This window comes from Microcoleus sp. BM001215392 (genome assembly GCF_036700185.1).
Classification (GTDB): domain Bacteria; phylum Cyanobacteriota; class Cyanobacteriia; order Cyanobacteriales; family Microcoleaceae; genus Microcoleus.
Genome location: NZ_JAUBOJ010000048.1, coordinates 1 through 19955, shown reverse-complemented (window position 1 = coordinate 19955; position 19955 = coordinate 1). Strand labels below are relative to the sequence as shown.

The window sequence follows — 19955 nt, the reverse complement described above, 5'->3', positions numbered from 1 at the left end:
GTCAAGCGTGAAGTCGTCCGATGGAAGTCGGAGAATTGCCCAATTCCTAATTCCCAATTCCCAATCACAACTGCTTTCGGACTCAACTGCCAACTGCCAACTGCCAACTGTCAACTGCCAACAGTCAACAGTCAACAGTCAACAGTCAACAGTCAACAGTCAACTGATAGCAGCTTCAATGTACTGACTGTCTAAGAGAAAAGCACCTTTTTCAAAGCGAATCCCCCAATAATTGCCGGGACGCCGATCGATCACAACACCCTGGGCCCCGATCGCAATTAGGTTCGCAGGCCGCAGCACCGGCATCGGTTCGGCTGTTTTCACGTATGGCGGCATCGCCACAACCCTGACTTTTTGACCGATAGTAAATTCTTTTTCCATAGTTTTTATGTGGTGATGGGCGATCGTGACACGGCTAGGCTAGCCAGAATTCATTGTGGCGCACTTTTGGCAGAACTTCCTCTGACAGCTTTGTGGCAAACTAAGAATTGATAGACAATGGCTGATATGAAAGTAGGGGATAGTTGCTATGGCTACAAGTCGTCGCATTGAGCGCGTAGCTTCAATGATTAAACGGGAAGTCAGCCTGATGTTGCTGAATGGAATCAAGGACGACCGTGTAGGTGCGGGTATGGTTAGCGTTACCGACGTGATTGTTTCGGGAGACCTTCAGCATACAAAGATTTTTGTCAGCATCTACGGTACGGATGAGGCGAAAGCCGAGACTATGGAGGGTTTGAAATCTGCAACTAGCTACGTTCGCAACCAGTTGGGCCAACGGGTGCAACTGCGCCGGACGCCGGAAGTTATATTTCTCGAAGACCGTTCTTTGGAACGCGGCGATAAAATGCTGATACTGCTAAATCAGCTTTCTGTCGATCGCAAACCGGATATTCTAGATGGGGACGAAGAATTGGCTGAGGATGAAAGTCCCGATTGAAGGAAGTTCGGCAACGGATTCGCTTTCTTCGGATGTAACGGATGGATTTTGAGAGGGAGACGGGGAGATGGGGAGAATTGCCCAATTCCCAGTTACCAATTCCCAATTCCCAATTCCCAATTCCCAATTCCCAAATCCCAAATCTAAAATCTAAAATCTAAAATCGAATGATTGACAATCTTTCCTTACCAGAACTGGTAGCCCAGATGTTCGTGGTGCGCGCTTCTGGCTATTTGTTCGACCATCAAATTCGCTATGGGGCCTGGGAACCGACGGCCGACAAACTCCGCTATTATCTGGAAAATTTGGGCGTGGGGGGTGTGATTTTGGTGGGGGGAAGTGCTGCGGAATTGGCGGTTCGATCGCACCAATTGCAGAATGTGGCAAAATTTCCGCTGCTGTTGGCTGCTGATATTGAGGAAGGTGTCGGTCAGCGGTTCGCGGGGGCGACTTGGTTCGGGCCGCCGATGGCTATTGCTGAAATTGCGAAGCACAACGCAGAAGCGGCCGATCGATATGCCGAACAAATGGGATCTGTGACTGCGATCGAAGCTAGGGCGATCGGTCTCAATTGGATTCTGGCACCAGTAGTTGATGTTAACAACAATCCCGACAATCCGGTGATTAACGTCCGCGCTTTTGGCGAGACACCGAAAATTGTCGGAAAATTAGCCGCTGCTTTTATTCGGGGCGCTCTCAAACACCCGGTTTTGACTACAGCTAAGCATTTTCCCGGCCACGGAGATACGGCGGTTGATTCTCACTTGGAATTGCCGGTTTTGCCGCATTCGCCCGATCGATTGGCCCAGATCGAGTTGCCACCTTTTGTCAGCGCGATCGCCAGTGGGGTCGATGCTGTGATGAGCGCTCACTTGCTGATTCCAGCTTGGGATGACGAGTTTCCGGCTACTCTTTCTCGCAAAATTTTGATTGGGAAGCTGCGAGAAGAATTGGGATTTGAGGGTTTGATTGTAACTGATGCTTTGGTGATGGGTGCGATCGCCAATAAGTACGGCGCGAACGAGGCTGCTGTTTTGGCCGCTGAGGCTGGTGCTGATGTTTTGTTGATGCCGCTTGACCCGGAAGCGGCGATTCTGGCTGTCTGCGAAGCTGTCACTCAAGGGCGAATTTCTTTATCACAAATTAAGGAATCTGTCAAGCGAATTTGGCAGGCAAAAATTAAGGTGGGTTTGTCGATCGAGCAAGCAGCGATAAATCCCAAATTTGACCCCCCCCAGCCCCCATCGAGCAAAGGGGTGAGTTCGAGCGATTTAATTTTGCTGGCAACCACAGAGGCAAGGGCAACCGCTGCGGAGATTTTGCGAGATTCTTTGAAATTTGGCGGGAAGCTACCTTTAGCGACGAAAAAGTCCCCAGACAAGGAGCTTTTGCGGAATTTGATTGTGGTGGACGATGTTTTGGGTTGCGAGTTTTTGGGGAAACACACTCCGGCGATCGCCATTCCCGAAAAGTTTGGTTACGAATTGCAACTAATTGACGATCGCACGGGCGCTGTGAGTGATAATCCAAGCGCAGAGTGTTTTTCTGGGACACTGCTGCAAATTTTCATTCGCGGTAATTGCTTTCGAGGTAGTGCTGGCTTGACTCAAGCAGCTAAAGATTGGTTTAATAATTTATTAAGTACCCAAGAACTGCAAGCTGTGGTAATTTACGGAAGTCCCTACGTTTTAGAGCAATTCTTGCCACAGTTGCCTCCAAGTATTCCTTATGTATTTTGTTTCGGGCAGATGCCTGCGGCGCAAGCTCTCGCTCTAGAGTTGCTATTTAAGCAGTGACAAAACAGGCAATGCTTAGGTAGCCCAGTCCTGAATCTTTTCTTGGTTGTGTCAGGAGTTAAATTGATTGACCCGGTTTGTCGCCAGAAACTTTGCCGCCAAAGGCAAAGCCTCTATCATAAAACCGGGAATCTAGCCCTGCTCAATTGCTAGATATAACTTTTCAGCAGATGGGTCTGTTATCCTGGGATATATACCGCTTCTCCACATCCAACTACAGCATAAAGATCCGATCGCTTACTCATATTTCCTATAACTTTTTTTTAACTTTATGGAAAAATGTATAACAAGATACAGAAAAAAAAATAACAAACATATTCGGAAGTTTGGATTATATTATTAACAGGGCCATAAATTTTTTTAAGTAAAACCTTGAGGGCGCATTATGATTCAGTCAACTATCAAAATCCAATACTCTTTAGATGTCATCCAAGATGAAGCACGCCACCTCGTGCACGAAGGCGTACTGAGCCGGCAACAGCCTATCTACACGCTTTGTCAGTTCATCCCGCCCCGAGAATGGGCTTGCGTCGAAGGAGAACTCGAAAAATGCGACTTCTTGCTGCGCGATCGCATCGCCGACCTGATCGGTACAGAAAACTGGGACAACGACTAAAGCTTGGTTCTCTTCAATAAGTTTCCAACTAAACTCTGGCTTTGTTAAAGATACTTGATTCTTTAATCATCGGAATTTTCAGCGCGCAAATTTTCTAACTCCAATCTCAGCGCTGCCATATGTGCAGTTAATTCTTGAATCTCTAGCTTTATATCAGTCTGTACAACCGAGTCGGGAGGTGTGTCACTTGCTGTATCCCATTGCTTTGGCGATCCGGACTCACTGCGTGCATTCTCCCGATCGAGAAGCCCTGAGAAAATAGTATCGACAAAATTCCGAGCTTCTCGATCGGTCATTTCTCCTTTTTCGAGCAACTCATCCGCGAGTGGGCCTAAATCTGGCTGTCTGAGTTTATCCAGATTTTCTTCTCGCTTTTGAGCATCTTGCAATGTCTCAAGCAAAAAGGAAGTTGCACCTAAAGTTAGGTGAAATCCTGTTTGCAGCATTTGAGGCAGGTTGTCGGGATTCATCTAAGAAATGCCGCTAGAACGTTTTTCGGAGTTTTTGCTGGGGTATTACTCCCTATGCCGCAGGCTTGCCGCTTTTCGAGCGCAGGTGCGAAGTTGTTGGTTGCGATCGCCCTTTCCCAAAAATATGCCTTTGGGAGGATGAATTTTTTTTTCAATACACTCATTGTATCATTACTCCGTAAATTAGGAAACGTCAAGTGTAAAGTTTTGTGACAAAGAGCGAGACCTCGCCTGTGGATGGGGCAGTTACGGACTCCGATCGCAGAAAACGGGGGCGAGAAACCCGGTTTGTGAGCAAAATTTGCGACGAGAAACCAGAAATATTCGTAGAAACCGGGTTTCTGAGGTCGCAAGTGCATAAATCATATCTATTTGACCTTTGAGATTTAATCCAGTTTACGGATACAGCGCCTCGCCGGTGGATGGATCAAAGATAAATAGCCGATCGAAGTCAAGCTGTACCGTCAGCCGATCGCCCGTAAGCGTTGCTCTCGAAGAGGATCGCCAGCGAACACTCGCAGGTACTTGCAACTGTACCGTAGTTTCAGCGCTCAACCCAGGCAAACTCGCCCGAATTAAAGTTTCTCGTCCCAGAGGTTCCACTACTTTTACCTCTACATCGAGAGGAACTTTTTCTAACGCCCAAACATCCCTGTTGAAATCATCCTCTGCTGCTGTTTGTGGCGCAAACATTTCTATATTTTCTGGGCGAATTCCCAAATCAAATCCTTGTCCTTCTCTGGCTTGCAATCTTTTTTGAATCGAGGGCGGACAAGCTAAAAATTGATTTCCCACTTGAAAAGATTCGTTAGCATAAATTGCAGGTAAAATGTTCATCGCCGGATTGCCTAAAAATGTGGCAACCATCCGGTTAGCAGGTTTGGCGTAAATGCTTTGCGGGTCTCCAATTTGCTGAATTTTCCCGCCATTTAAGACTACAATCTTATCAGCTAAAGTCATCGCTTCCACTTGGTCGTGGGTGACATAAACTGTGGTAATTCCCAGCCGTTGATGTAATTGTTTCAGTTCGGCTCTAGTGTCGTCTCGCAGTTGAGCATCGAGGTTAGAAAGCGGCTCGTCTAAGAGGAATACTTTCGGTTCGCGGGCGATCGCCCTTCCGAGCGCTACCCGCTGCTGTTGTCCGCCTGATAGCTGTTTGGGCTTGCGGTTGAGGAGATGGTCGATCGAGAGCGATCGGGCTACAGTTTCAACTCGTGCTTGAATTTTTGTTGAATCGACATTCCGCATCCGCAATCCAAAACCCAAATTTTCGGCGACAGTCATGTGCGGATAAAGCGCGTAATTTTGAAACACCATTGCGACATCGCGCTGTCTCGCCGGAATATCATTAACTAAATTATCTCCAATATAAATATTGCCAGAAGTTGCGGTTTCCAAACCTGCAATTGTTCGCATAATTGTAGATTTTCCGCAGCCGGAAGGCCCGACTAATACCCAAAATTCGCCATCCGGGATTTTGAAACTGATGTTTTCGATCGCGGTGACATTTTGGTAGCGTCGGGTAATATTTTCTAAGCGAAGATTTGCCATTATTAGTTATTAGTTAGTGGTAATTAGTTATTAGTTATTTGTTCGTCGCTTTTACATTTTGTCTGTGGAAAGCTGGTTTAATTCTAAAACTGTGCGGGCTAATTCTTCAACGATTGGTGTAGATTCAGCTTGGCGGAATGCTTCTACTAAAGAGTGGTAATACCAGAGAGTACCATCTTTTTTGCCTTTGAAGCGTTCCCAAACGCGATCGCCTAATTGAGGATAATCTTTCAGGATCGATCGAACATTATAAAGCTTATCAGCAGCCGAGACTAATCTGACTGAGCCAGAAGCTGTGAGAATATGAGCGATGTAGGCTGCTTTTCGCTGGCGCCAAGGGGGTTTCGGCGTCGCGTCGCTGTCGGTACAGCCGTCTACAATCGCTGTGACGGTATCCCCAAAGCGGCGGCGGATGGCTTCGCGGGTGGTGGGGCCGCCTCGATCTTCGATCGCCGGAGTGAAGTAGGGCTGCGATCCTCTTCGAGGGCAACGCTTACGCCTCATCTTCATTTGCCCCGTATTCCAAAGCTATACTAGCAGTACCCAACAAATGAGCAATATAGGGAACACCAGAGCCCTTGCGGACTTGAGTTGCGTGCAATTGAGCGGCATAGATGATGGCTTCAGAAAAACGGTTTGATAGTATCATGAAAGTCACCTTTCTGAATTGCTATGATATATAAATTGTAGTGCCAAGTTGAACAGATAAAAATTGACAACACCAAAATTGTCTTCGATCGATAGCTGATATCAACTTGCTCTGCCAAATTCAATCATGTCATCAAATGCGATCGAGAGCGATCGCGTGTAAACTTAAAATCATCAAACAGAGGTTGAGCCTGTGACAGCTACTATAATTCCACCTAAAACTACAGACCTAAAACTAGAGCCAGAATCCCAGCCAAAATCAGAAAACATAGCAAAAATTCAGCCAGAATCTGAAGCACAAAAAATCATATCTCTCGAAGAGTTCTTAGTCAAACCGCCTAATAGAATGGAGTGGGTTGACGGCAACTTAGTGGAGAAAACAGGAATGACATTCAAGCACAGTCTGGCTCAATCTAAATTATCTACATCCTGGAGGAATTACCAAAATTCCAGCAAACAGGGAGGAGAAGTAGTTATAGGAGTTCTTTGTCATACTGGCAAACAGTGCCGCCGGCCAGATGTCGCATACATCACTCCTGAACTCTTGCCACCATCGGGCAATTTTACAGCATTATCCCAAAGTTTCCCCTTGATAGCAGAAGTAGCTTCTCCTGAAGATAGCGGCGAAGAGTTATTTGCGAAAGCCCAAGAATATTTAGAATCGGGATGTTTAGAAGTTTGGCTGCTATTTCCTGAAGCCAGATTAATCTTTGTGAATGGTGGGGAACGCTGGCTGTTGTTTAATGCAGATGAAGTTGTTAACACTCAAAAGGTACTTACAGGTTTTAGCATCGCTGTTAATGAATTGTTAGCTTGAGAAATAAATGTGTGAAAATAATTATCAAAAAAAGTAATAAAAGGTATGTGTGTGAAAAAAAATTCATATGATTGGCTAGATCTATTTTCTGGTGGAGTTCCAACTGCCCCTTTTTTCTTCTCTTACACCCTTGATGGACTAGAGAAACTTTATCTGACGCAATCAGATAAACGCGGTGGCAGTCAACTAAATGAGTTGTGTGCGATCGGACTTGTAGCCTACTTTGAAGCATTTTGCAAAGACCACTTTGCCTCAATCATCAACATAGAACCATCACTGCTTAAAAACTTGTCAAAAATGGGCAGGATATTAATATTGACCCAGCTAAAGCATTTGAACTAGGTGAGGCTCTATCTTGCAATATAGGTTTTCTAGTTGCAGAGAAATATGACTTTGGAACTGCACAAAAAATCAATGCGCTTTATAGAGCATTGATTTTGATTTCTCCAGTTTTTAAGGATGAGATGCAGATATATGGCGATTTACTCAGGGATCGTAATTTGTTAGTTCATCACGGAGGAACATATACATCTTCATACATTGTACAAAATAAAAGTATACTTTTGTCCGGAAAGGAGCGTCCATTTTTTGACTCGTTGGTTATATCAAAGACATATATTGATGATAAATTCAACTTAATTGAGGAAGTTTCAAGAAAAATTCTAAAAGCCTCACACACTGCACTTATAAAGTACCTTGATGCAAATGAAATACAGATTCCAGAGTGGAAGCAAAAAGCTCTCGATTCATTTTTGGATGAAAAATAATCATGACTATGACTTAGGTTTGAGCGGAGCTGTCAACAAAATATTAGCTTGAAAAACTTGCTAATAATGCCATCTTATGAAATAATATACAATGTTCAAGTTTCTAACTATAACGACCTTCAAAAATAAAAATATTATGGATAGATTCCGAGTAGAAGTTATTTCTCAAACACCAAATCCCCAGCAAGTAATTTATGCTGCCCTCCATCAAGACTATACTGAGAATTTCGTATTTGACGAGCGCGATTCCTGGCCGTCAGAGTCAGAATGCGGCGAAATAATCGTCAAAAGACTCCTCGCGGGCGATCGGGGGCATTACGGCCCCCTAGAACATCCCCAAATTATCTTTAATTGCGGCTACTTTCCCCACAGCGTCATGCAGCAGGCAAGGACTCATCGTGTTGGAGTCTCATTCGATGTACAATCCTTGCGTTATACAGGAAATCAATTTTTGGATGCAGCAACCGGCAAAAAAGATATAGAAGATATTTTTTACCTGCGCCCAGTAGATTATTATACCGATCGCGAAGGCAAAAAATACTACTATTCCCCGGAACAAAGACAACAAGATTTAGAATGGTGTCTAGAAGCGGCTAAACGTTATAAAATTGACTTCGACGGCGGAATGTCCGAGGAACACGCCCGAGGTAAATTACCCTTTGACTACCGCCAGCATTTTGTAGTCAGTTTCAATTTAAGGTCTTTCCTGCATTTTTGCGATTTAAGAAACAAGAAAAATGCTCAAATTGAAATTCAAAAACTCTGCGAAATGATGTGGCCTCATTTTGAAAATTGGGCACCAGACATTGCCAAGTGGTACACAATTACTCGTCTGGGGAAAGCAAGGCTAGCACCTTAATATGATGTCCGATCGCTCGCAATCAAAGACTTCACTCAAAAATACCAAACACAATGAAATTAAAAATCCTGCAACTACATGAATCAGCCATAATTCCGAAATACGCCCACGATACTGATGCGGGAATGGACTTGTTTTCTCTAGATGAATTAGAAATAAAACCCGCAGAAAGCACCTTAATTCATACAGGTATATCCATAGAATTACCACCAAAAACAGAGGCGCAAATTCGTCCCAGAAGTGGTTTAGCTCTCAAGCACAAAATCACTGTACTCAATACACCGGGAACAATTGATGAAGGCTATCGAGGCGAAATAGGAGTAATCTTAATCAATCACGGCCAAACTTCCTTTCAAGTCACAAAAGGCATGAAAATTGCTCAAATGGTAATCGCGCCCGTAATTCGCGTTGAAATTGAAGAAGTGAAAATGCTAAGTTCCAGCTCTAGGGGAGATAATGGATTTGGTTCAACTGGAATCTCACAGTAATTTCTTGTCTCAATACAGTTCTAATTCTAGATTTTAAATGGAAAATACCACACCAGACAACTACGAACCCCCTCACCGACCAAATTGGGACGAATACTTTTTAATGTTGGCAAAACTGGCCGCAACTCGATCGACTTGTCTGGCTTTTCCCGTGGGCGCGGTAATCACTAAAAACAGGCAAGTTTTAGCTACGGGTTACAACGGTTCGCCCTCAGGTTCGGTGCACTGTACGGCTCAGGGCTTCTGCTATCCGGGTTTGAGCAGTTGCGATGCTAGCAAAACTTTGCCGTCGCGGGCGGTTCATGCTGAAGCAAATGCGATCGCCAAAGCCGCAAAACACGGCATATCTACTGCTGGGGCCAGTATTTACGTCACCTTAGAACCCTGCATCTATTGTTTGAAATTAGTGATTGCGGCTGGGATTCGGGAAATATTTTATGAAACGACTTTTAACAGCGGCGAAAAAGCTGCTTTGAGAGATACTTTTATCAGTGAAGGTATTGTTGAGTTAAAACAAATTCAGCTATCAGAGGAGACGGCAAAAAACGCGGCTTTGTTTTTGTTGAGTCCTACTTCTGTACCCAAAGATGGTTTAATAGGTATTGTCCGCACTTTATAGGTTTGGCTTGTCGAGGGAACTCTCTACTCTCAGGAATTACGCCCTTGCGAGCAATTGTTGCACTATCTATCGGGGTAATCAGAGTAAGTTACTTATATAAGTACCGGTGCGCAATGCGCACCGGTACTTATATATGTAGGGTGCGCAATGCGCACCGGTGCGCAGTGCGCACCCTACAGATCGAGTTTGCGTTTCCAGAACAACAGTCAACAGTTAACCGTCAACAGTTAACAGTTAACTGTTAACATTCAATCAAACTCATTCACAGCTTGCAAATAGTCGATCGCCGCATCTATCCTCGAAGAATACTTAAAAGCAAACTGATCGAACCAATATCTCTCATCCGAATTTTTATCCAAATTTTTCAGCCAGACTTGAGCTTGCCTAACCTTCTGTCTGTGCGTTTGTACGTCTAACTCAGACAGCACAATCTTTTCTGATAATTGCGGTGCTAGTGCAGCCACTTCCTGAGCTTTATTTTGTGCTTCGTGCAGAGACTGAAGCGGTGCTAGTGCAGCCACTTCCTGAGGTTTATTTTGTGCTTCGTACTCAGCCTTAATTTGAGCTAAATCGCTATCTAAAGCACTAGCATACAAGTTTTGATCTGATGTTTTAACTGTTTGATTTGACCGCAGTGCTGATGGTTGCAAAGGCGGTTGGGCTGGCATCGGAGGCTGACTTTTTAACTCAGCTTGTTTTTGAGATGCTTGATACTCTGCCTTAAGTTCAGCTAACAGGCGATCGATCGATTCCATAACTTAAACCCCACTAAAAAAATGCTGCTGGGCCAACTGGCATATAATCGCGCTAACATTACCCGCTTCCTCACCTCAATCTGTGATTGCATTCAGCAATACTTCCGTCAGAGTCATGCCTTCAATATCATCCATCGTCACAGTATCAACGATATCGAATTTAGCCCCAGCGCTTTGCAGTTCGTCGTCCAATATCTTGAGAAACTTAGTAGCTTCCGGGGCATTCCCTGCTTGAATGAAATAAATCGCTAGCTGCTTTGCAAAACTTACCTAAACCTATCTAAAGCCATCTTTAGATACAATTACGAGTTTACTTCCTACGCTGTTGGGTAGTCGGCTATCCCAAGATAAGTAGGCTATCCCCCTCCAGCCGAGGGTTCCCAATTTAAAATGTTAATGCTGGCGTTCCAATCGCGATCCAAAGATCTGCCACAAACAGGACAGTCAAAAGTCCGTATGCTTAGTGGCATATCTTTTTTGATGCCACAATTTGAGCAAGTTTTGGTACTAGGAAACCACTGGTCTACCAATACCAAGTTAGCTCCATACATTTGACATTTATAGTCGAGTTGACGTTTGAATTCATAAAACCCAAGGTCAGATATTGCCCCAGCTAACTTGTGATTTGCCATCATTCCTTTGACGTTCAAATTTTCAATCTTAATTAGCTTAAAAGTTTTCGCCAAATAAGTTGTCAACTTGTGAAGAAAGTCGAGGCGAATCCGAGCTATTTTTCCATGGAGCTGGCTAATCTTATTGTAAGTTTTACGCTGATTTCGAGAGCCTTTTACCTGCTTTGATGCTTGGCGCTGTAAAGTAGCAAGCTTGGTTTTCGCACTGGCTCTTAACGGCTTCGGTGCATCAAAAAACTGCCCTTTTGACAGAGTGGCAAATGACTTGATACCAACATCGATTCCCACAGAACTTTCAGACTGCTGAACCGGGAGACGCTCTGCATCAACCCCAAAAGAAACAAACCAGGGATTCCCTTCTTTTGAAATCGTGAAAGTTTGAGAAATAAAACTACAATCTAGGGCTTCGTAAAGCCGAAAAGTTCCCAGAGTAGGAATCCTAATAGTGTTGCCAGCGCTTAACAGAACTTTGCCGTTAGATGAATCAACCGTAAAAGATTGACCGTCTCGACGACTGGCGAATTTTGGATGACCTGAAGAACCAGAACGATATCGGCTAAAAGCATCTTTCAAGTCAATCAAAGCGTTTTGGTAAACACGAGAAGATAATTGGTTCATCCAAGCGAATTCAGGCTGCTTTTTGACGTAATTAGTGAGAACTTTTTTAATTTCGTTAATCACCTTTGAGTCTGTAAACTGCCTTTCCCCATACATTTGAGTCCGCAAACTTAACCCAAAGTTAAATACTACACGTCGGAATCCTGCGTGTTTTGCCATCAATGTCGCTTCCCTATTATTTAGTTTGAGCGCTCGTTTGACGGCAAACATGGTTAAACCTCGTCTCGGTAATTAACTGTGGATAAGTTTAGCAAACTATTTGGTACTTAAGTCCGACTCTTCATCTCGATCGAGCTTCCGCGAAGCCTCTATAATCGTTTTCATCACTTCTTTGCGATCGTCCGGTTCTCCGTCCGTCACCACTAATATGGTTTCCCCATTTTGCTTGGTCTTACCGGAGGCTTTGCGCTGAAAATAATTGTTCAGGGCGTCTAGCAGCACCGCAGCTAAATTCGTAGTCCCGGAAGGTTCGTTTTCTAGGAAAATTTGCACGACTTTAGCTGATGTTACATTTTCGTAGCGCTTGAAGCGACCGGAAAACAAATAAACTGTAATACCATCTGGGTCAAGTTCTTCGCATTTATTCGCTAATGCGATCGTCGATTCTTGCATCAGCGCCCACCGACTTTTTCCGCCCATCTGGTCTTTGGTGTACATACTGCCACTTTTGTCAATGATGATTGTATAATCGCGGTTCTGAAGCATAAGATTTTTTCCGGTTAATTAAGTTTTTCCAAAATAGAGCAAAACCAGCGAGCAGAAGCTGTTGAGCTTTGGTTGCTCGCTGTGTTTTTTAGTTGATTTGCGATCGCAAATACCCGAATTTAAGCTGCAACTAAAGCATTTTTAAGTGGCTTCCAGCTAAAAGCTCGATCGCCACCCATCTCTACTGCTATTTTAACTCGCGGTTCTAACGTCGGCAAAACAGTCAAATACTCAACTTCCTGACTAGACAAAACCTGCCCTTCAATAATCCAAAGTACCAGTCCTTTTGATTTCGGCGGCAAATTATCTAATTGAGTTTGCAACATCGGCGGGACGTAGTACGTATAACCCACAGCCCCTTCGTTACCAGTAGTTTTCTTGCCCAAATGCGGCGGCCGCACCCCGTGAACTGCGGTCAAATACATCGCCAAATCGCCCAAACCCCGGGCGGTGATCGTGTAAGCACCGTAGCCCGCAGCCCGCAGCCTGCGCAGGTAACGGCCCTCAAATCCTCCTTCTAAAGGAACGTACAGGGCCAGGGACCCCGACTTTTCCAAATCCCGAATCAGATCCGCACCAGTTGTAATCAGTCCCATAAATTTGTCTAGCCTGTGGTTTTAAAGAAGGTCGATCGCACCAGGGCGAGCTTGAAACATTATAAATCCTTAAGCTGAGCCGAAAAGTTATCAAGAGCGGCCTTGACAAACGGCAAGCACTTCATGTACTATTGTGAATCGTCGCCGTAAAGGATACTGAGTGGCTTGCTATTCAAGTCCTGGCGCAAACAAGCAAGACCGAAAAAAAATCGGAGATAAGTCAGGCAAAAAGCCTCGCATCTCAAACCTTGCAAGACTTCCACAAGCTCGCTCCCAAATTTAAAACTCAAATTTTAAACACCGAGGAAGGCTGTTGGTTGATAACAGTTAATTGCAGGAACAGTGAAATAAATGTTTCTGCACAAGAGCAAGCGGATTGACGTAAATTTCGCAATCCGAAACCTCTTGCGTAAATAAAAGGAAAAAAATCCGTGTCTGTAGGCATTCTTGGCACTAAACTAGGCATGACTCAAGTGTTTGACGCCGAAGGGAGAGCAATCCCCGTCACCGTCATACAAGCAGGGCCTTGTACAGTAACTCAAATCAAAACTAAACAAACTGATGGCTACGGTGCCATTCAGATTGGATACAACGAAGTCAAACCAAAGGCTCTCAACAAGCCAGAATTGGGACACCTTGCCAAGTCGGGGGCGAATCCATTGCGCCACTTGCAGGAATACCGCTTGGAAGATACCAGTTCCTTTGAATTAGGCCAACAACTAAAAGCAGATACTTTTGCACCGGGACAAATAGTAGATGTCATCGGTACCAGCATCGGTAAAGGTTTTGCAGGCTTTCAAAAGCGCCACAACTTCAAACGAGGCCCCATGTCTCACGGTTCTAAGAATCACCGCGAACCTGGATCGATCGGGCCTGGAACCACACCCGGCCGCGTCTATCCCGGTAAAAGAATGGCCGGACGCATGGGCAACGTTCAAGTAACCGTCCGCAAACTGACAATTGTTCGGGTGGATACAGAGCAGAATTTGTTGCTAATTAAGGGAGCAGTTCCCGGCAAAGCTGGCGCCTTAGTCAATGTTGTACCTGAGAAAAAAGTTGGGTGGTAGTTATTGGTTATTGGTTATTTGTTATTGGTTATTTGTTATTGGCAACAACTAACAACTAACAATCAACAAATAACAATCAACAAATAACAATCAACAAATAACAACGAACAACTAACAACAGACAAAGGACAAAAGAAATGGTTAACTGTGTAGTGCGAAATTGGCAAGGCGAAGAAGTTGGGGAAACAACTTTAGAGCTTCGCGTAGCCAAAGAAGAAAATGCGTCTCACGTCGTTCACAGAGCCCTGAGACGGCAATTAGCAAACGCCCGTCAAGGGAATGCTTGCACCAAAACTCGATCGGAAGTTAGAGGCGGCGGTCGCAAACCCTGGCGTCAAAAAGGCACCGGCCGAGCCAGAGCAGGTTCGATCCGTTCTCCGCTATGGCGGGGTGGCGGCGTCATCTTTGGGCCGAAACCGAGAGACTTTGAAGTCAAAATGAACAAAAAGGAACGCCGTCTCGCTTTGCGGACAGCATTCTTCAGTCGTACCGATGACATGATTGTGGTTGAAGAATTTGCAGAGCAATTTCCGAGACCGAAAAGCAAAGATTTGCTGAGTGCGATCGCCCGTTGGGGTATCGACTCCAATAAAAAAGTTCTGTTAATCTTGCCAGAACCGCAACTCAACGTCTACTTGTCAGGACGCAACATCGAATTAGTCAACGTCATCTTGGCAACTTCCCTGAATGTTTACGACGTTCTCGCGGCTGACAAAATTATTGTCACATCTACAGCCATAGCTAAAATTCAGGAGATTTACGGTGAGTAAAATCGAAAAGCGCGACTACGCAGATTTGATCCAGCGTCCGATTCTCACCGAGAAAGCGACTCGAATGATGGAATTAAATCAATTCACATTTGACGTAGCACCAAAAGCGACCAAGCCTCAAATCAAAGCTGCAATCGAAGAGCTATTTAAGGTTAAAGTCACCGCTGTCAACACCCAAAACCCGCCGCGCAAAAAGCGTCGAGTTGGTAAATTCGTCGGTTTTAAACCTTGTTACAAGCGAGCAACCGTCACTTTGTTAGACGGAGACTCCATCCGCAAACTCCTATTCCCAGAAGTTTAGCCAATCTTGGATTTTAGATTTTAGATTTTAGATTGCGGTTAGCTGGTGCAAATTCCCCTCCAGGAAACTGACAAGTTAACTGATAATCCCAAATCTAAAATCCAAAACTGCAAAGTCCAAAATCCCAAGTCTAAAATCTAAAATCTAAAAGCGATTATGGGCATCCGTTCTTACCGACCTTATACCTCCAGCACCCGGGAACAAACAGTCTCGGACTTTGCTGAAATTACCAAGTCAGAGCCTGAAAAGTCTCTAACTAGCAACAAGCACACCAAACAAGGCCGCAACAACCGAGGCGTCATTACCTGTCGCCACCGGGGAGGCGGTCACAAACGGCTTTATAGAACGATCGACTTCCGCCGCGACAAACACAGCATTCCTGCTACCGTCAAGGCGATCGAATATGACCCCAACCGCAACGCCCGCATCGCCCTTTTGTTCTACAAAGACGGCGAAAAACGGTACATCCTGCACCCACTCAACTTAAACATCGGTACAGTAATTGTCTCAGGCCCAGACGCGCCGATCGAAATCGGCAACGCTCTCCCCCTGAAGAACATTCCCCTCGGTACCAGCATCCACAACGTCGAGCTAGTACCTGGAAAAGGCGGACAAATCGTCCGTTCCGCAGGCTCCAGCGCTCAGCTAATGGCAAAAGAAGGTAGCTACGTCACCCTCAAACTGCCATCCGGCGAACAGCGCAAAGTCCGCGCCGACTGCTACGCTACGATCGGTCAAGTTGGCAACACAGACGCCAGAAACATCAGCCTTGGTAAAGCAGGCCGTACCCGCTGGAAAGGTCGCAGACCAACCGTTCGCGGTAGTGTAATGAACCCGGTAGACCACCCACACGGCGGTGGCGAAGGCAGAGCGCCCATCGGGCGTCCGGGGCCTATGACTCCTTGGGGCAAACCAGCATTGGGTGCCAAAACTCGAAGCAAAAACAAGCGCAGCGACGCTTTAATCGTCCGGCGCCGTCGCAAATCTTCCAAGCGTGGCAAGGGCGGCAGACAAAGTTAGTTTAATGGGTAATGGGTAATGGGTAAGTAACAAATTACCAATCCCCAATTCCCAATTCCCGATGCCCAATTCCCAATTACCAAAACCATGTCTCGATCGTTAAAAAAAGGCCCGTTTGTCGCAGACCACCTGATGACAAAGATTGAAAAACTCAACGCCGCAGGCCAAAAACAAGTAATTAAAACTTGGTCGCGCTCTTCCACAATCCTGCCTCAAATGGTAGGTCACACGATCGCAGTTCACAACGGCAGACAGCACGTTCCCGTCTACCTGACAGACCAAATGGTAGGTCACAAACTCGGAGAATTCTCCCCCACTCGCACCTTTAGAGGTCACGCGAAAAGTGGTGATAAAAAGGCAAAAAGATAGCCTAATTAGGTGACAGGTAATAGGTAATCGGAAAAACTTTTTACCAATTACCAATTACCTTGAACCCAATTACCATTTACCAATTACCCAAATCGAAATGGCTATAGATACCACAACCGAAATTAAGGCGATCGCCCGTTACATCCGGACATCGCCCTTCAAAGTGCGCCGAGTCCTCGATCAAATTCGCGGCAAAAGCTACCAAGAAGCGCTGATTTTACTCGAATTCATGCCCTACCGCGCCTGCGAACCAATTGTCAAAGTTTTGCGATCGGCAGTAGCAAACGCCGAACACAACGCAGGATTAGACAAAGCCAAGCTCGTAGTTTCTCAAGCTTACGCAGACCAAGGCCCAGTCCTCAAACGCTTTAGACCCCGCGCTCAAGGTCGCGCCTACCAAATCCGCAAGCCAACTTGCCACATTACCGTAATAGTTGCTCCGATCGCAGAAGACTAAAAAAACAGTTGACAGTTGACAGTTGACAGTTGACAGCGAGGTTTTTAAGAGCGGGATTTAAACCTAGCCGCTCAAACAATCCACCGACTTCGGGCAGGGGCTTTACACCCTTGATATTTGGTAAGAGGTACAGACAGCTTAAAGTTGAAAAAACAGGTAACTATCAATTACCAATTACCAATTACCTTTTTCCCAATTACCAATTAACTCCTCAACTTTTATGGGCCAAAAAATACATCCAATTGGTTTTCGTCTCGGCATTACCCAAGAGCACCGCTCTCGCTGGTTTGCTGACCCGAAAAACTATCCAGAACTCTTGCAAGAAGACTTCAAAATTCGCAAGTACGTCCGCAAAACCCTCAGCAATGCTGGCATTTCCTCGGTCAGAATTGAGCGCAAAGCCGATCAAATCGACCTAGAAGTATTCACCGCCAGACCAGGCGTGGTCGTAGGCCGCGGCGGAGCAGGTATCGAAACTTTGCGCGTCGGTTTGCAGCAGCAACTCGGCAACAACCGCCAAATTCGCATCAACGTCGTTGAAGTTCAGCGCGTAGACGCCGATGCCACTCTGATCGCAGAATATATTGCCCAGCAATTAGAACGGCGCGTATCCTTCCGCCGAGTAGTTCGCCAAGCAATTACCCGCGCCCAAAAAGTCGGCATTCAAGGCATCAAAATTCAAGTCAGCGGACGCCTCAACGGCGCAGAAATCGCCCGTACCGAATGGACGCGCGAAGGCAGAGTCCCCTTGCACACCCTGCGGGCCGACATCGACTATTCCTACTGCACCGCTCAAACCATCTACGGTATTCTGGGCATTAAAGTTTGGGTTTTCAAAGGCGAAATTATTCCCGGACAGGAACCAGAAGCTGCACCAAATGCAGCCGTGCCCCGCACCAAACAAAAGCGCCGCCGTCAGAACTTTGAAGATCGATCGAACGAAGGCTAACAGTCAATTGACAGTTGACAGTTGACCGCTTGACAGATCCCGGGCGAGAAAGTTCGTGCTGTCCGCTATACCGATTACCAATTACTGAATTCCCCAGTCATGTTAAGCCCTAAAAGAACCAAATTCCGCAAACAACAGCGCGGGCGAATGAGCGGTATTTCCACCCGCGGCAGCTCAGTTAGCTTTGGCGACTTTGCCCTCCAAGCCGTCGAACCAGCCTGGATTACTTCCCGCCAAATAGAAGCCGGACGGCGCGCCATGACCCGCTATATCCGCCGGGGCGGCAAAATCTGGATTCGCATTTTTCCCGACAAACCAGTCACCCAGCGCGCAGCAGAAACCCGGATGGGTTCTGGTAAAGGCGCACCGGAGTTTTGGGTGGCCGTCGTCAAACCCGGTCGGATCATGTTTGAAATTGGTGGCGTGAGTGAAGAAATTGCCCGCGAAGCAATGCGTTTGGCATCTTTCAAATTACCGATTAAAACCAAGTTCATCAGCCGCGAAGAAAGCCCGTCATAGTGGCGATCGAAGGTAGAATTAGGTCTGGATTCGTCAGAAATTTAAACGGCTACAGCAATTTAAAATCTGGCACATACAACTTTTCTTTCCTTCGGTCTTCAGCATCAGAAAGAATTCTGTCTTCACTAGACCGCTCACGATAAAGCACACAATTATGTCTCTGACCAAGATTAAAGAAGCTAGAGAATTAAGCGATGCAGCAGTAGCAGAGCAAATTTTAGCCGTCAAGCGCCAACTAATGGACTTGCGACTTCAGCAAGCTACCGGCCGCATGGAAAAGCCTCACCTGTTCAAGCACGCCAAACACCGGCTGGCTCAATTAATGACAGTTGAACGCGAACGCCAAATCGCTGCGGAAGCAGCCCTCAAGTCTGCTCCTACCGCAGTCAGCGAGTAGTCTAGCAGCTCCCGAGCCGAGGTTCGCACAGTAGTTCAAAAAAACTCAATTGCACAACAACAATAGGTAGGTATGGCAGTTAAAGAACGAGTTGGCGTAGTAGTCAGCGACAAAATGAACAAAACCGTCGTGGTAGCGATCGAAAACCGCTCCTCCCACACCAAATACGGCAAAATCGTAGTCCGCACCAAGCGCTACAAAGCTCACGACGAAGAAAATAAGTGCAAATCGGGCGATCGCGTCCGCATCACTGAAACTCGCCCCCTGAGCAAAACCAAACGCTGGACGGTTGCTGAGATTTTCGGTGCAAAAAATGGCTAGCAGTTAACTTCTAATTGCTCGAAAGTGCGATCGGCTTTCTCGATCGATCGGCCATTTATTAGCAATTAGCAAGCGAGCAGTTAGCAAGCATCAAATTACCTTTTCCCCAATCACCATGATTCAACCCCAGACATACCTCAATGTCGCCGACAATAGCGGAGCCCGCAAGCTCATGTGCATCCGCGTATTGGGAGGCGGCAACCGCCGCTACGGCGGAGTCGGCGATGTCATCATTGCCGTCGTCAAAGACGCCATCCCCAATATGGCAGTCAAAAAATCCGATGTCGTCAGAGCCGTCATTGTCAGAACCCGCAAAGCCTTGCGTCGCGACAGCGGCATGAGCATTCGTTTTGACGACAACGCCGCCGTGATTATCAATCCCGAAGGCAACCCCAAAGGCACTCGCGTTTTCGGCCCAGTCGCCCGCGAACTGCGCGACAAAAACTTTACTAAAATTGTTTCCTTAGCCCCAGAGGTACTTTAAAATGTACGGAAAAAAGGGTAAACCAACTAGCGAACCGCAGCGCTACAGAATGCACGTCAAAGCAGGCGACACCGTGCAAATAATTACTGGCAAAGAGAAAGGAAAAGTCGGAGAAATCTTAAAGACATATCCTAAAGTCAGCAAAGTAATTGTTAAAGGCGTAAATATCCGAACCAAGCACGTCAAACCCCAACAAGAAGGGGAATCCGGAAAAATCGTCACCTTTGAGGCTCCCATTCACAGCTCAAATGTCATGCACTATTCCGAAAAAGAGAAAATCGCCAGCCGCGTCTGCTATACATTTAGTGAAGACGGCCGCAAACTGCGACAACTCAAAAAAACCGGAGAAATTCTCGATAATTAGTCATCAGTTATTGGTTATTGGTTATTGGTTATTGGTTATTGGTTATTGGTTATTGGTTAT

At 45.9% G+C, this 19955-nt stretch carries 28 protein-coding genes and 3 pseudogenes; 21 read left to right on the top strand and 10 right to left on the bottom strand.

What is annotated here, in order from left to right; all coding sequences use genetic code 11:
• Positions 1–159: 159 nt before the first annotated feature.
• Positions 160–381 (bottom strand): regulatory protein SipA, encoded by a 222-nt coding sequence (gene sipA / locus QT974_RS08210; protein ID WP_333468016.1) that lies wholly within the window; start codon positions 379–381, stop codon positions 160–162.
• Between the two features lie 148 nt (positions 382–529).
• Here sipA and rbfA point away from each other — a divergent pair, with 148 nt between their 5' ends.
• The 3 genes from rbfA (at position 530) to QT974_RS08195 (ending at position 3352) form a co-directional block, all read left to right on the top strand.
• On the top strand, positions 530–940 hold the full coding sequence (rbfA, locus tag QT974_RS08205) for a 30S ribosome-binding factor RbfA (protein ID WP_333468015.1): 411 nt from the start codon (positions 530–532) through the stop codon (positions 938–940).
• A gap of 167 nt (positions 941–1107) precedes the next feature.
• Complete coding sequence (locus QT974_RS08200) at positions 1108–2736, top strand: glycoside hydrolase family 3 N-terminal domain-containing protein (RefSeq protein WP_333468014.1); 1629 nt, start codon at positions 1108–1110, stop codon at positions 2734–2736.
• Positions 2737–3121: 385 nt separating this feature from the next.
• Complete coding sequence (locus tag QT974_RS08195; RefSeq protein ID WP_333265420.1) at positions 3122–3352, top strand: DUF4327 family protein; 231 nt, start codon at positions 3122–3124, stop codon at positions 3350–3352.
• A gap of 62 nt (positions 3353–3414) precedes the next feature.
• Here the strand turns inward: QT974_RS08195 and QT974_RS08190 are convergent, their stop codons facing one another.
• The 4 genes and pseudogenes from QT974_RS08190 to QT974_RS08175 all read right to left on the bottom strand — a co-directional run bounded on the left by QT974_RS08190 (position 3415) and on the right by QT974_RS08175 (position 6022).
• Positions 3415–3822 carry a hypothetical protein gene (locus QT974_RS08190; RefSeq protein WP_333468013.1) on the bottom strand — a complete coding sequence of 136 codons (408 nt, stop codon included), beginning with the start codon at positions 3820–3822 and terminating at the stop codon, positions 3415–3417.
• Entirely contained in the window at positions 3819–3986 is a 168-nt protein-coding gene (locus tag QT974_RS08185; protein WP_333468012.1) for a hypothetical protein, read from the bottom strand. Before QT974_RS08185 ends, QT974_RS08190 begins: the two co-directional genes overlap by 4 nt.
• A 232-nt stretch (positions 3987–4218) precedes the next feature.
• The gene (locus tag QT974_RS08180) at positions 4219–5373 is read right to left on the bottom strand and encodes an ABC transporter ATP-binding protein (protein ID WP_333468011.1); all 1155 of its coding nucleotides are present in this window, start codon (positions 5371–5373) and stop codon (positions 4219–4221) included.
• A gap of 51 nt (positions 5374–5424) precedes the next feature.
• Positions 5425–6022, bottom strand: a pseudogene (locus QT974_RS08175) (HD domain-containing protein).
• Between the two features lie 192 nt (positions 6023–6214).
• Between QT974_RS08175 and QT974_RS08170 the strand changes: the two are divergent.
• The 6 genes from QT974_RS08170 (at position 6215) to QT974_RS08145 (ending at position 9571) form a co-directional block, all read left to right on the top strand.
• Positions 6215–6838 (top strand): Uma2 family endonuclease, encoded by a 624-nt coding sequence (locus QT974_RS08170; RefSeq protein ID WP_333468010.1) that lies wholly within the window; start codon positions 6215–6217, stop codon positions 6836–6838.
• 51 nt (positions 6839–6889) lie between these two features.
• On the top strand, positions 6890–7180 hold the full coding sequence (locus QT974_RS08165; protein ID WP_333468009.1) for a hypothetical protein: 291 nt from the start codon (positions 6890–6892) through the stop codon (positions 7178–7180).
• A 95-nt stretch (positions 7181–7275) separates the two neighbouring features.
• Positions 7276–7605: a hypothetical protein gene (locus tag QT974_RS08160; protein WP_333468008.1), complete on the top strand. Its 330-nt coding sequence runs from the start codon at positions 7276–7278 to the stop codon at positions 7603–7605.
• 136 nt (positions 7606–7741) lie between these two features.
• A complete protein-coding gene (thyX, locus tag QT974_RS08155; protein WP_333468007.1) occupies positions 7742–8464 on the top strand; it encodes an FAD-dependent thymidylate synthase in 723 nt (240 codons plus the stop codon).
• Positions 8465–8517: 53 nt separating this feature from the next.
• Positions 8518–8952: a dUTP diphosphatase gene (gene dut / locus QT974_RS08150; protein WP_333468006.1), complete on the top strand. Its 435-nt coding sequence runs from the start codon at positions 8518–8520 to the stop codon at positions 8950–8952.
• A 37-nt stretch (positions 8953–8989) separates the two neighbouring features.
• Positions 8990–9571 carry a deoxycytidylate deaminase gene (locus QT974_RS08145; protein ID WP_333468005.1) on the top strand — a complete coding sequence of 194 codons (582 nt, stop codon included), beginning with the start codon at positions 8990–8992 and terminating at the stop codon, positions 9569–9571.
• Between the two features lie 248 nt (positions 9572–9819).
• Here QT974_RS08145 and QT974_RS08140 read toward each other — a convergent pair whose 3' ends face one another.
• The 5 genes and pseudogenes from QT974_RS08140 to QT974_RS08120 form a co-directional block, all read right to left on the bottom strand.
• Positions 9820–10326, bottom strand: coding sequence for a salt stress protein, Slr1339 family (locus QT974_RS08140; protein ID WP_333468004.1), 507 nt, complete (start codon positions 10324–10326; stop codon positions 9820–9822).
• Positions 10327–10401: 75 nt separating this feature from the next.
• Positions 10402–10584 (bottom strand): annotated as a pseudogene (locus tag QT974_RS08135) (hypothetical protein); the annotation flags it as partial.
• 98 nt (positions 10585–10682) lie between these two features.
• Positions 10683–11786: an RNA-guided endonuclease InsQ/TnpB family protein gene (locus tag QT974_RS08130; RefSeq protein WP_333468003.1), complete on the bottom strand. Its 1104-nt coding sequence runs from the start codon at positions 11784–11786 to the stop codon at positions 10683–10685.
• A gap of 54 nt (positions 11787–11840) precedes the next feature.
• A pseudogene (locus tag QT974_RS08125) lies at positions 11841–12281 on the bottom strand (VWA domain-containing protein); the annotation flags it as partial.
• A gap of 119 nt (positions 12282–12400) precedes the next feature.
• A complete protein-coding gene (locus QT974_RS08120; RefSeq protein ID WP_333468002.1) occupies positions 12401–12877 on the bottom strand; it encodes an NAD(P)H-quinone oxidoreductase subunit N in 477 nt (158 codons plus the stop codon).
• A 431-nt stretch (positions 12878–13308) separates the two neighbouring features.
• Between QT974_RS08120 and rplC the strand changes: the two genes are divergently transcribed.
• From rplC to rplX, 12 genes are all read left to right on the top strand, one after another.
• On the top strand, positions 13309–13944 hold the full coding sequence (gene rplC / locus QT974_RS08115) for a 50S ribosomal protein L3 (protein WP_333468001.1): 636 nt from the start codon (positions 13309–13311) through the stop codon (positions 13942–13944).
• A 137-nt stretch (positions 13945–14081) separates the two neighbouring features.
• Positions 14082–14714, top strand: coding sequence for a 50S ribosomal protein L4 (gene rplD / locus QT974_RS08110; protein WP_333468000.1), 633 nt, complete (start codon positions 14082–14084; stop codon positions 14712–14714).
• Complete coding sequence (locus QT974_RS08105) at positions 14707–15015, top strand: 50S ribosomal protein L23 (protein ID WP_333467999.1); 309 nt, start codon at positions 14707–14709, stop codon at positions 15013–15015. The genes rplD and QT974_RS08105 overlap by 8 nt, the downstream gene beginning before the upstream one ends.
• A 156-nt stretch (positions 15016–15171) precedes the next feature.
• Positions 15172–16035, top strand: coding sequence for a 50S ribosomal protein L2 (rplB, locus tag QT974_RS08100; RefSeq protein ID WP_333467998.1), 864 nt, complete (start codon positions 15172–15174; stop codon positions 16033–16035).
• Positions 16036–16122: 87 nt separating this feature from the next.
• The gene (rpsS, locus tag QT974_RS08095; protein ID WP_041623488.1) at positions 16123–16404 is read left to right on the top strand and encodes a 30S ribosomal protein S19; all 282 of its coding nucleotides are present in this window, start codon (positions 16123–16125) and stop codon (positions 16402–16404) included.
• Positions 16405–16501: 97 nt separating this feature from the next.
• Positions 16502–16861 (top strand): 50S ribosomal protein L22, encoded by a 360-nt coding sequence (gene rplV / locus QT974_RS08090; RefSeq protein ID WP_333265394.1) that lies wholly within the window; start codon positions 16502–16504, stop codon positions 16859–16861.
• A 220-nt stretch (positions 16862–17081) separates the two neighbouring features.
• The gene (gene rpsC, locus QT974_RS08085) at positions 17082–17810 is read left to right on the top strand and encodes a 30S ribosomal protein S3 (RefSeq protein WP_333467997.1); all 729 of its coding nucleotides are present in this window, start codon (positions 17082–17084) and stop codon (positions 17808–17810) included.
• Positions 17811–17909: 99 nt separating this feature from the next.
• Entirely contained in the window at positions 17910–18329 is a 420-nt protein-coding gene (gene rplP / locus QT974_RS08080) for a 50S ribosomal protein L16 (protein WP_333467996.1), read from the top strand.
• 154 nt (positions 18330–18483) lie between these two features.
• Complete coding sequence (gene rpmC, locus QT974_RS08075) at positions 18484–18726, top strand: 50S ribosomal protein L29 (RefSeq protein WP_293133890.1); 243 nt, start codon at positions 18484–18486, stop codon at positions 18724–18726.
• A 72-nt stretch (positions 18727–18798) separates the two neighbouring features.
• Positions 18799–19047: a 30S ribosomal protein S17 gene (gene rpsQ / locus QT974_RS08070; protein ID WP_333467995.1), complete on the top strand. Its 249-nt coding sequence runs from the start codon at positions 18799–18801 to the stop codon at positions 19045–19047.
• Positions 19048–19162: 115 nt separating this feature from the next.
• Positions 19163–19531, top strand: a complete 369-nt coding sequence (gene rplN, locus QT974_RS08065; RefSeq protein WP_193973611.1) for a 50S ribosomal protein L14 — start codon at positions 19163–19165, stop codon at positions 19529–19531.
• Position 19532: 1 nt separating this feature from the next.
• A complete protein-coding gene (gene rplX / locus QT974_RS08060) occupies positions 19533–19895 on the top strand; it encodes a 50S ribosomal protein L24 (protein WP_265233163.1) in 363 nt (120 codons plus the stop codon).
• Positions 19896–19955 lie beyond the last annotated feature (60 nt).

What these genes read in the sequence shown, in the direction of transcription:
- rplN (WP_193973611.1), top strand. Translation starts at nt 19,163, where the DNA reads ATGATTCAACCCCAGACATACCTCAATGTCGCCGACAATAGCGGAGCC.
- rplX (WP_265233163.1), top strand. Translation starts at nt 19,533, where the DNA reads ATGTACGGAAAAAAGGGTAAACCAACTAGCGAACCGCAGCGCTACAGA.
- QT974_RS08185 (WP_333468012.1), bottom strand. Translation starts at nt 3,986, where the DNA reads ATGAGTGTATTGAAAAAAAAATTCATCCTCCCAAAGGCATATTTTTGG.
- rplB (WP_333467998.1), top strand. Translation starts at nt 15,172, where the DNA reads ATGGGCATCCGTTCTTACCGACCTTATACCTCCAGCACCCGGGAACAA.
- rpsC (WP_333467997.1), top strand. Translation starts at nt 17,082, where the DNA reads ATGGGCCAAAAAATACATCCAATTGGTTTTCGTCTCGGCATTACCCAA.
- rplP (WP_333467996.1), top strand. Translation starts at nt 17,910, where the DNA reads ATGTTAAGCCCTAAAAGAACCAAATTCCGCAAACAACAGCGCGGGCGA.
- QT974_RS08120 (WP_333468002.1), bottom strand. Translation starts at nt 12,877, where the DNA reads ATGGGACTGATTACAACTGGTGCGGATCTGATTCGGGATTTGGAAAAG.
- rpsS (WP_041623488.1), top strand. Translation starts at nt 16,123, where the DNA reads ATGTCTCGATCGTTAAAAAAAGGCCCGTTTGTCGCAGACCACCTGATG.
- QT974_RS08200 (WP_333468014.1), top strand. Translation starts at nt 1,108, where the DNA reads ATGATTGACAATCTTTCCTTACCAGAACTGGTAGCCCAGATGTTCGTG.
- rpsQ (WP_333467995.1), top strand. Translation starts at nt 18,799, where the DNA reads ATGGCAGTTAAAGAACGAGTTGGCGTAGTAGTCAGCGACAAAATGAAC.
- sipA (WP_333468016.1), bottom strand. Translation starts at nt 381, where the DNA reads ATGGAAAAAGAATTTACTATCGGTCAAAAAGTCAGGGTTGTGGCGATG.
- QT974_RS08145 (WP_333468005.1), top strand. Translation starts at nt 8,990, where the DNA reads ATGGAAAATACCACACCAGACAACTACGAACCCCCTCACCGACCAAAT.
- QT974_RS08195 (WP_333265420.1), top strand. Translation starts at nt 3,122, where the DNA reads ATGATTCAGTCAACTATCAAAATCCAATACTCTTTAGATGTCATCCAA.
- dut (WP_333468006.1), top strand. Translation starts at nt 8,518, where the DNA reads ATGAAATTAAAAATCCTGCAACTACATGAATCAGCCATAATTCCGAAA.
- rbfA (WP_333468015.1), top strand. Translation starts at nt 530, where the DNA reads ATGGCTACAAGTCGTCGCATTGAGCGCGTAGCTTCAATGATTAAACGG.
- QT974_RS08190 (WP_333468013.1), bottom strand. Translation starts at nt 3,822, where the DNA reads ATGAATCCCGACAACCTGCCTCAAATGCTGCAAACAGGATTTCACCTA.
- QT974_RS08180 (WP_333468011.1), bottom strand. Translation starts at nt 5,373, where the DNA reads ATGGCAAATCTTCGCTTAGAAAATATTACCCGACGCTACCAAAATGTC.
- rpmC (WP_293133890.1), top strand. Translation starts at nt 18,484, where the DNA reads ATGTCTCTGACCAAGATTAAAGAAGCTAGAGAATTAAGCGATGCAGCA.
- QT974_RS08130 (WP_333468003.1), bottom strand. Translation starts at nt 11,786, where the DNA reads ATGTTTGCCGTCAAACGAGCGCTCAAACTAAATAATAGGGAAGCGACA.
- QT974_RS08140 (WP_333468004.1), bottom strand. Translation starts at nt 10,326, where the DNA reads ATGGAATCGATCGATCGCCTGTTAGCTGAACTTAAGGCAGAGTATCAA.
- thyX (WP_333468007.1), top strand. Translation starts at nt 7,742, where the DNA reads ATGGATAGATTCCGAGTAGAAGTTATTTCTCAAACACCAAATCCCCAG.
- rplD (WP_333468000.1), top strand. Translation starts at nt 14,082, where the DNA reads ATGGTTAACTGTGTAGTGCGAAATTGGCAAGGCGAAGAAGTTGGGGAA.
- rplV (WP_333265394.1), top strand. Translation starts at nt 16,502, where the DNA reads ATGGCTATAGATACCACAACCGAAATTAAGGCGATCGCCCGTTACATC.